Source organism: Escherichia sp. KCJ4928, from assembly GCF_004352695.1.
GTDB lineage: Bacteria > Pseudomonadota > Gammaproteobacteria > Enterobacterales > Enterobacteriaceae > ECMA0423.
Genome location: NZ_SJWV01000159.1, coordinates 1 through 9,668 on the forward strand (window position 1 = coordinate 1; position 9,668 = coordinate 9,668).

Here is a 9,668-nt window from a genome sequence, read left to right on the forward strand (position 1 = left end):
CATTAATTTGCTTGAGGAATAGATCATCAACACTGAATCTCAGTATCTTATTTTCAATTTCTGACCATTCATTGTCAAAATGACCAGTGTAAACACTTTCTCGACCGATAAGATTATTAATTTCATCAAACTTATCTACGAGTTCAGTGAAGTGATACAACTTGATTCTAGAGTTTGCTACTGAATCAGTTTCTTTAACCTGATTAGAGCAATCATAAATTGCCGTATACTCGAAATTCGACAACACAGAAATTTTTAATTTGGCTGTGAATCCGTATCGTCTAACTTGTAGAGCTGGTTCTATAGTAGTTGATATATCAACACTAGGCTTTTTGGCTTCAAGGAAAAATTTACGCTCAGAGAAGAGTCTAAACGTGTAGTCTGGCTTTTTAGTATTTTCACCTGCTCGGGCTTTTAAACCTTCCTCTACAAGCACTTCGCGTTCGTTTGTTGGTTTTCCTGCTGCGTTCGTTATGTCCCAACCGAGAATAAGGAATAGTTGATCTAAAAAATCCGTTCTTAGTTGAGTTTCGTTGTATCTGGCAGAACGATAATAATCAATATCGCTTTTGTATTTATCAATTAGTCTTTGTAACTGATCTTTTTTATTCATCTATTTCTCACAACGATATTTATCAAAAAGTAGATTTCTAATGATTGTAATTCTTGTACCGAAGTATTGTTAGTCAAGTTATCCTAACAGTTCCATTCTTTACGTCTCTTGTTGTGCTGCTCAGATTTTGCTGTCACTATTTTTACCTCAAAAACCACAGTAACACTACCAATAGGTGGCTTTTCGATGATGACTGCAAGGAAAGTGTGGTATAGCAAGTATTCCAATGAGATAAAGGGCTTCCGGATCGCGCACACCACGACGATCGCGGACGAAATCACTGAACGCCCATATCAGCTCTTTAAGTATGTCTTCACAGTCCGATGAACGACGATCCAGCTTCGGGTGTCATCACCTTGTCTGGTGACAAACCGCACCAACTGGTCGCTTAGGTACTTGTAGAAGATAAAACCGAGTATGTAATCGTTGTATTCGTTAGCTTCAATTTTAGACCGCATCTGGTTGGCAGATTCCCAGATTTTTGCAGCAATCTGTTGTTTATTCACTATAAATCCTGTTAAACGTAATTCTAAAAGGGCTGTTTTAGGGTTTTGATTGTACTTTTGATAAGAGCGTCTTGCTAGCGGCAGCGGCTTCGAGTCAGGGTTAATGAGGGACTACTGTCTCCATTCCTGTCAACACAACCACTTTGCCTGAGACAGCGTCGATGTTTTGGACTGGCCCATTCCAAATGGCTTAGTCACTATGTAGCTAACACATCACTTGCCCACATCATCCTCTCACCACGTTTTGCCATTATCCGGTATGGCACAACCCATAATTTTAAAGTCTCTGAAAAAGCAAAGTGCTGCGGTATCGGTTGGCTAAAGTCATCATGCGCAGGGTAAATCAGGTACATTTCGCCTGTTCCGCCAAGGTATTTTTGGCCGTAGGCAAACATTTGATAGAAGTCGGATTGCGCTAGCCCATAAAGTAATTTTTTTTGCTGGCTGCTATTCACCTGCTTCCATTTTGTATCCATCACCATTTTGGTTTGAATCGGTTGCCGAGATTGAATCAGCAAGTCTGGGCGAAGCTTAAAGCAATCTTTAAGTCCATGCTTTACCAAAGAATACGTTGCTGCTTGAGAAAAAACTTTTAGGTGAGAAGGTAATTCGTAGGGTAGGGTCTGTGCCACAAAGGATTCAAATACCGCTTCCATAGGAAACAAAAGTGATATCGCTTTGGTGTTTCCTTGCAATGCACTTGGGCTCATTCCTCTCAGGATCAACTGCGCCCAAGCTATTGGCTCGCTGTAATGAGTCATACCACGCTCAATGCGTAAGCTGTTCAGATCGCTCTCTATATCCCTACTAAGTGGAATACCGTCAAAAGCAAAGCGCAGTTCGTAAAGCCAGCGTTGATTCTCTGATGACAGCTTCAGACTAAGTAACTTATCCAGTGTGGAGTGTAAGAGCCGATTGGCAGCACAATCAGGCATATACTCATCATAATCGACACAAAACTTATGGCGATTTACCGCGTTATGTCGCAGTTGTGCAGAGAGCATCAGTTTGCCCTTCATAAAAGCCAGATTACCTTTCTCGCTCACATAGTCGGAGCGTAAACCTTGTTTAAGCAATTGGCTGACGCTTTGCAAAAATTGGCTGATAAAAATCTCGAGTAAAGGCATGCGTTGCGCCTGAATAGTGGCCTGCTGGGTTTGAATGTGTCGAAACCCAGGCAGGTGACTTAGCATCGTAATGAATGTTTCTCGCGCACTCGCAAGCGTGAGGTTTTTACCAATCTTGGGCAGTATCTCAAGCTGCAAACCGTGAGGTGTAGAAAGCATCCCCGCGTAGTTTTGCACCTGCAGCAATTTGAAACCTGAACGAGAGGTGAGTTTAAGAAACTGGCTTCCTTGCTCACTTGTTAGGCTAAGTGTTTCTAAATAATCAAAGACCTGTTGAGGCACCAACTTTGCGCCAACTGAAGCCGCTTTTCCACTCCCCAACAGGTCATATTCAAAAATTGAGATAACTTCACTCATGGTTTACGACCTGCTCATCAGGAGTGGTCCGCTGTGGCTGATAAATTGAACGATAAGCCTTTGGCATATTCCAGACCCCTTGATCGAAATCTTTGAGCTCGTAAGTTGTTGATTGCTGATTATGGCGTCGTAAACCATGGTTGTTACCAAAAAGCGTATCGAGATCGTCAGTTTTCTCAATCACGAATTGCTGGTTGTCGTCTTGCTTTTGATTGTCTGCCAGCACCAACCGGATCTTGTTCCAGTCATCGAAAAAGTATTCCTGTAAAAGCGGAATGATCTTTTTCTGAAATGCGATCTTCAATTGTTTAAACGCAGTTTCTTCATCACCGGTATCGAGAGCATTTTTTACCGGCATAAAGAATGCATGTCCTAGTGTATGCTCACGATCGTAAAGAGCTTCGATGCGGCTATTGAGTTTTTCTAACAACGACTCAAGCTCTATGCCTTTCACCTTAGCTCCACTCAGTAAAGAAAGATCTGGCATCATTTCGACAAAGTCAAAGCGACGGCGCAAAGCCGTGTCCAGCAGAGCTAAAGAACGGTCTGCTGTATTCATGGCTCCGATGATGTCGACATTGGCGGGCACGCTAAAGTGCTCACCGCTATAAGACAGTTGAAGACTCATTGCATCGGGCATACCAGCACGCTTGTCTACTTCAATGAGTGAGATTAGTTCGCCAAAGATCTTGGATATGTTTCCGCGATTGATCTCATCAATGAAAATGGCGTAGCGATGTGCTGGATCGGCATTAGCACGTTGGCAAAGGCGCATAAAAATACCCGGCTCAATGGGATAAGATATATTGCCACTCTCGTCAGAGCGTGCACGCATACCTTCAATAAATTCTTCATAGCCGTAAGATTGGTGGAACGTAACCACCGCAAAACGCTGGATGGCTTCGGCAGATTTTGGACCACGTTTAAGTTCGGCGTGGAGCGCTAACAAATCCTCCACTTGCTCGAGCTGTGAATCAACTAGAAACCATTCGCTGTTACCTGTTTTGTCAAATACGGCAGGCTCACGCCGATTTTTATAATTAACAGTTAACGATTCGGGAATTGTATAGGCTTGCAAAGCCTCCCAGGCAGTATTCGATAGATTGCCATTACGACCGTTTAATAATGCCTTACGTCGAAACCAAATATGTTCAATAATTTGGCGAACTTTGGCTAGTTTCCCAAGATCGAGCAGCACCAGCGTTATAACCTGCATCCAGTTCAACGATTCAAGACGAGAATCCAGCCAGGCTTCACGATCAGCAGGAACTGCATGAGAAGTATACTCTTTCATTTTTTGCTGCAACGTGAAGGTCTTGCCAGTGCCTGGGGGGCCAAAGAAGATCACGTTAGTTGGTGAATGTGGAATAGTCTTGTTCTCGATGGGCTCACTGCTTGCTACTTTCTCTTGCTTCTGTTCATTATCGCGCTCACGGAGCAATTCATAGATATGCCAGATAGCCATATTCACGTAATAGGGATCTGTGTCAGGAGATTGGGCGTGTATGGCTTGTTTCAATTCATAGTTTTTCTGTAACCAATTTCCAGTCAGTACCAAACCGAGATGGAAGCGTTGATTTAGGAATTCTGCTGCTTTATTGAAAGCATTCTCATCCACAGTACTGGTGTAGTTTTCTGGCGAGAACGCGGCAAAGACACGATTTCTTAAACTCCAATACATGCGTTTAAGCTGTCCGATCTCTTTGGCCTGCTGCAGTGCACTGCCTACGTATTGGTAGGTAGCTTCATTTGGTTGTTGACGAACACGTTCGGTGAGTTCTCTAAGCAATGGGAGGCTTTGCTGATATTCTGCTAATGATGGAACGCCCTGACGAATACTGGCAATACCGTTATCACGTTCATACCAGAGCCTCTTGACTAAATCATCCGTTTCAGGCTCAGCAAAAGTTGAGGTTTGTTGTAGCAAGGTCGTAAATTCCCGGTATCGCTGCTCCCACTTGGAAGCTGTGTAATTTTTATCTTTCACCAGGGCATCAATCAATTCTCTGATCGTCAGCTTACCAGCTTCGACACTATCTACAAGATCCATCGTGATATTTCCTCTGCTATTACATTACTTACTAGGCAGCTAGTCTGGTGTTTTATAATCTATATTACCAAGCATGCAATTGTAGCCAAGCGCCATAAGTAAGATTTTCGATGTACAATGCATGTTTTTCATAAAAATGATTTTGCACTCTCGAACGGATTTTGGGCGCATTCACCTTCAGTCGCACTTCTTGCATTTCACAATGAGATAACGGGATTCCTGATTGCGTACACCACGACGAACGCAGGAAAAATCACTGAACGTTCAGGACTGCTCTTTGAGTCTATCTTCGCTGTCAGGTAACCAATAAACCTGTTCCACATCCTGGGTGCTTCTGGTACTGCGCCGTTTCGTCCGGTGACACAAAGCGCTTACATAGCCTATGGCATCCATAACCAACTGATCCAGAATAGGAGCATCGAAATATGCCTCTCTGACCGTTATATTCCGGCATATCGGGAGCAGGTCAGAAGTGACGGTCATCAGCGCGCACTGGGCCTCCATAAATGTTGCCCCCGGGATTAACCGTCCTGAGACACTGATAAATACGGAGACGACACACGCGTGTGGTTGATTGACACCTCCGTGCGATTTCGTCCCACCGCTCACAATCAATACCCCGGGTTTTATTCAGGTAAGCAGGACTGCGGATATCCGGTGTCGCGCCGTTGTGTCAACGACGGATGAAAAGTGGTTCTTCCGCAACCTGGATGGAAGAAAATGGATGAAACTTTCTGGTGAACAAAGATCTAAGCTGTTTTAAGTCATGGGCAACTCAATGCACTCTCTTAAGACACTTCTACAGTTACCTTGCGGATGGCGATGCAGTCGACAAATTATTAGCTCTGACGGTATAACCCTCCATCTCCACGGAAAACGCAAAACAGCACAATGTCCTGAATGCTTTAAGCGTAGCGACTCTGTTCATAGTTGTCGTCGGCGCCGGATACAGCATCTACCCTGCTCAGGACATACGCTATGGCTTGTATTTTCCGTCCGCCACTGGTACTGCCGTAACCCGGCTTGTTCACGTAAAATTTTTGCCGAGTCGCTTGCTCCCTTCGCCGGTTCACACCAACAGTCTTCACAGGCGTTACAAAATTTACAACGTCAACTGGAATTAATCGCCGGAGGTGAGGCCGGGAAACGGGCAGCAACGGCAGTGGGTCTCCGTTGCAGTGCTGATACTCTCCTTCGCAGGGTTATCAATACCCCGGAGACGAAACAGTCAGGCGCGCCTCATGTCGGTATTGATGAGTGGGCGTGGCATCGGGGCCACCGTTACGGTACGTTAATCGTCAATCTTGATACTCACCGTCCCCTCGTCCTGCTTCCCGGCCGTGATCAGCGTACGCTGGCGACCTGGTTCAGAAAATATCCGGAAATACAGATTGTCTCGCGTGATCGCAGTGGAGTCTATGCGACAGCAGCACGAGAAGGTGCACCTCAGGCCAGACAGGTGGCCGATCGATGGCATCTGCTAAAAAATATTGGCGATGCGCTTGAACGAATGATGTACAGACATATACCTCTGATACGTCTTGTTGCCAGTGTGCAAAATGGCATCTGAATCGATCATAGTTTGGCATTCGAATCGATCATGATTTGGCTCTCTTGCTCCGGCTTTATCCACTTCCTCTCAGACGACAGTCAGTGTCCTGCTCTGACTGAACCTCTGCACCGTTGTTACGTACCAGCGTTTGTTTTTCTATTAGAGTCACTTCAGTAGGCACATCAGATGCCAACGCAACATTCCCTGCCATAAGCGCAGCCAGAACGCCTGCTACAACTAAACTATTCCTGGTGATATTGCTCATTCTCTTTCTCCATTTGTCGAGGATTTGGGCGTTGATTTTCGACGAGCTCCAGTTGCAACACCAGTCTTAAGGTTATATCGGGATAGCACACAAGTGTTACACGTATAAACAAAAAATACCCAAAAAGTATTATTCCATAACATTTATTCATGGAAGATAACAATGAAACGATTCAGCTATATTTTTTAAACTAAAAAATACTTTATAAGAACATCCCAATTTTGGAGGCGATACTCATTCTCCCCCTGATAACTAAACGCTCTCGTCCGACAGGGTGTGGAGACTATCAATATCCACAGTAATGATGCTGACTTTGTTTTCGTTTGAGGAAATGACATGCACGATTACCTGCTTTTTTTACTGGGACTTACACCGCTTCTGGCGATGATCATTTTGATTCTGAAAGTCAAAATGCCCATACATTATGCCGTGCTTAGCACTCTCTTTATCACGCTGATTCTGGGCGGTTTTTTCTGGAACACTCCTGTTCAGGATATGGGGTTTGCTGTTGTATATGGAGCAATCAAAGGTCTGTGGCCAATTGTGATTGTCATCCTGGCAGCCATTTACAGCTATAACCTGATGAATGCGACAAAAAGCATGGATATTCTGAGAAATGTTCTCGCGAGCGTTAGTGATGACAAACGTATCCAGGTACTTCTTATCTCATGGTGTTTTGGTGGATTTCTTGAGGCGGCAGCCGGATACGGTACAGCGGTAGCAATCCCCATTGGTATACTGATTGCTCTGGGCTTTAACCCACTAAAAGCAGCGATTGCATCACTGGTTGCTAATACAGTCCCTACAGCGTTTGGGGCAGTAGGTATACCTGTCTCTGTACTTGCTGAACAAGTTAATTTACCTGTAACCACACTCAGCGGGACAATTATTCTTCAACTGGCACTGTTCAACATTCTGCTTCCTTTCGTCATCGTCGCGATTATCGGTGGTGGTATGAAGGCTATACGAGGCGTTGGACTAATTACCCTGATGTGTGGTGTCAGTACATTGATTCCCCAGTATCTGGTGGCTGTTAATCTTGGCGCGGAACTCCCGGCTTTCGCGGGTAGTCTTGTCAGTCTGATAGTAATAGTCTTTATGGCGAAAAACCGTAAAGAAAAAACCGCCCCTGAATTCCTTATTGAGGCTTCAGCAGATAGTGCCAGCGCACTTTCATACTCTCGTGGTGCATTGTTACGTGCGTGCTCAATCTACATCCTGATTTTTCTGTTCATTCTTCTTTGTTCTCCACTGTTCCCGACGGTAAAAAGTGCAATGTCTCAGATTGCCTCGTCACTCAGCTTCTCTCTGAGTAACGGCAGCCATCTGTCGATGAAGATTGAGTGGATCGCAACCCCCGGTGTGCTGATCATCATTGCCAGCGTTATTGGCGGGTTGATTCAGAAAGCATCCCTGTCATGCCTGGTAAACGTATTTGTCAGCACGGTAAAACAACTTAAAAACTCCATTATTGCCATTTCTGCGATTGTTGCCATGGCAACGGTAATGGATGTCTGTGGGTTGATTGGCACTCTGGCACAGAGCCTTGTTGATCTGACTGGTGGGGCCTACCTCTTCATTGCCCCGGTTATCGGCGCTCTTGGTACATTTGTTACTGGTAGTGACACAAACTCTAACATTCTGTTTGGTAAATTGCAGACCACTGCGGCTGAAAAATTGCATGTGGACCCACTCTGGCTGGCTGCCGCTAACACATCTGGGGCAACAGGCGGCAAAATGATTTCTCCTCAGAGTATTGCTATCGCAGTTTCAGCCACCCGTATGGATGGTCAGGGTAGCGTAATCATGTCAGGGACATTGAAGTACTGCTTTGCTTATATTGTTATTCTTGGACTGAAAGTAGGCCTTGTCTACCACCTGTTCATGGCCTGAGAAAAAATAACAAAAGGACGTGAAATATTAATCAACAGGAGAAATTTCTGTGAATGTTAACTTTTTCGTCACCTGCATTGGTGATGCGTTTAAATCCCGGATGGCACAAAAGAGTGTGCTGTTACTGGAGCAATTGGGTTGCAATGTCCATTTCCCCGAAAAGCAGGGATGTTGTGGTCAGCCAGCGATAAATGGCGGTTATGTTCGTGATGCCATCCCAGGCATGAAAAATCTCATATCGTCGCTGGAAGAGAATGACTGGCCTGTAGTATCTCCTGCCGGGTCATGCACTTACACGATAAAAAATTACGCTCGCTATCTCAGTGAAGAACCTGAGTGGGCGGCACGAGCTGAAAAAGTAGCTGAACGCCTGCATGATTTGACGTCATTTATAGTAAATCATCTTGGCATCACTGATGTAGGAGCAAGACTCAATGGCCGTGCAGTGTACCATCCTTCATGCAGCCTTTCCCGTAAACTGGGTGTAACCAGAGAACCGCTTTTGCTGCTTGAGAATGTGCGGGGACTTGAGCTGCTGCCGTTTCATGCTCAGGAAACGTGCTGCGGGTTTGGCGGCACGTTCTCTGTAAAAATGGCGGAGATCTCTGGTGAAATGGTGAAAGAGAAAGTCGGGCATATTATGGATGTTAAACCTGATTTTCTTATCGGGGCTGACGCCAGTTGCCTGCTAAACATCGGCGGTCGGCTTAACCGTGAAGGGCATCCTGTAAAAGTGATGCATATTGCTGAAGTCCTGATGCACAGATGAGGTAAACAGAATGTCTTTGAAAACAAGTGATATCAGGTTTAAAGAGCGTATCCGTATTCAGATTCAGGATCCGATCATGCGAAAGGCTGTTGCTAACGCACAGGAGCGCATAGGGACTAATCGGCAGAAAATGGTTGATGAACTGGGGCACTGGGAGGAATGGCGTTCACGTGCTGAACAAATTCGTCGGCATGTTCTGGAAAATCTTGATGCCTATTTGTATCAATTGTCCGAAAAGGTTACTGCGAATGGCGGGCATGTATATTTTGCCCGTACCAGAGAGGATGCAACCAGTTACATACTGAAGGTGGCGAAAGAAAAAAACGCCAGGAAGGTTGTTAAATCCAAATCAATGGTGACTGAGGAAATTGGCATGAACGCCGTTCTTCAGAAAGCCGGGATACCCGTGATTGAAACAGACCTTGGGGAATACATTCTTCAGCTTGCACACGAACCGCCATCACATGTGGTTGTTCCGGCAATACATAAAGATCGCCATCAAATCCGCAGAGTGTTAAACGAACATCTGGGGTATG

At 45.1% G+C, this 9,668-nt stretch carries 7 protein-coding genes and 2 pseudogenes; 4 read left to right on the top strand and 5 right to left on the bottom strand.

Annotated features, from left to right (window positions below):
- From E0D98_RS18345 to E0D98_RS18360, 4 genes are all read right to left on the bottom strand, one after another.
- The coding region (locus E0D98_RS18345; protein WP_240723741.1) for a type I restriction enzyme HsdR N-terminal domain-containing protein at positions 1 to 613 on the bottom strand (613 nt) is incomplete at its 3' end.
- A 293-nt stretch (positions 614 to 906) separates the two neighbouring features.
- A complete protein-coding gene (locus tag E0D98_RS18350; protein WP_001041561.1) occupies positions 907 to 1,119 on the bottom strand; it encodes a type I restriction-modification system subunit M N-terminal domain-containing protein in 213 nt (70 codons plus the stop codon).
- Between the two features lie 197 nt (positions 1,120 to 1,316).
- Positions 1,317 to 2,603 carry an McrC family protein gene (locus E0D98_RS18355; RefSeq protein ID WP_000005569.1) on the bottom strand — a complete coding sequence of 429 codons (1,287 nt, stop codon included), beginning with the start codon at positions 2,601 to 2,603 and terminating at the stop codon, positions 1,317 to 1,319.
- Complete coding sequence (locus E0D98_RS18360) at positions 2,596 to 4,653, bottom strand: AAA family ATPase (RefSeq protein WP_000366612.1); 2,058 nt, start codon at positions 4,651 to 4,653, stop codon at positions 2,596 to 2,598. Before E0D98_RS18360 ends, E0D98_RS18355 begins: the two co-directional genes overlap by 8 nt.
- 766 nt (positions 4,654 to 5,419) lie before the next feature.
- Here E0D98_RS18360 and E0D98_RS18370 point away from each other — a divergent pair.
- Positions 5,420 to 6,205 (top strand): annotated as a pseudogene (locus E0D98_RS18370) (ISL3-like element ISEc38 family transposase); the annotation flags it as partial.
- Between the two features lie 112 nt (positions 6,206 to 6,317).
- On the opposite strand, the pseudogene E0D98_RS18375 reads toward E0D98_RS18370, so the two are convergent.
- Positions 6,318 to 6,470: pseudogene (locus E0D98_RS18375) on the bottom strand (peptide ABC transporter substrate-binding protein); the annotation flags it as partial.
- Positions 6,471 to 6,806: 336 nt separating this feature from the next.
- On the opposite strand from E0D98_RS18375, the gene E0D98_RS18380 reads away from it, so the two are divergent.
- The 3 genes from E0D98_RS18380 to E0D98_RS18390 form a co-directional block, all read left to right on the top strand.
- Positions 6,807 to 8,363: an L-lactate permease gene (locus tag E0D98_RS18380; protein WP_000544015.1), complete on the top strand. Its 1,557-nt coding sequence runs from the start codon at positions 6,807 to 6,809 to the stop codon at positions 8,361 to 8,363.
- A gap of 49 nt (positions 8,364 to 8,412) precedes the next feature.
- Complete coding sequence (locus E0D98_RS18385; RefSeq protein WP_001102091.1) at positions 8,413 to 9,132, top strand: (Fe-S)-binding protein; 720 nt, start codon at positions 8,413 to 8,415, stop codon at positions 9,130 to 9,132.
- A 10-nt stretch (positions 9,133 to 9,142) separates the two neighbouring features.
- Positions 9,143 to 9,668, top strand: a 526-nt coding sequence (locus tag E0D98_RS18390) for an LUD domain-containing protein (protein WP_131890812.1), incomplete at its 3' end; no start/stop codon positions are given.

Excerpts from the sequence above, each read along its gene's own strand:
- E0D98_RS18360 (WP_000366612.1), bottom strand. The coding sequence starts at position 4,653 with ATGGATCTTGTAGATAGTGTCGAAGCTGGTAAGCTGACGATCAGAGAA.
- E0D98_RS18355 (WP_000005569.1), bottom strand. The coding sequence starts at position 2,603 with ATGAGTGAAGTTATCTCAATTTTTGAATATGACCTGTTGGGGAGTGGA.
- E0D98_RS18380 (WP_000544015.1), top strand. The coding sequence starts at position 6,807 with ATGCACGATTACCTGCTTTTTTTACTGGGACTTACACCGCTTCTGGCG.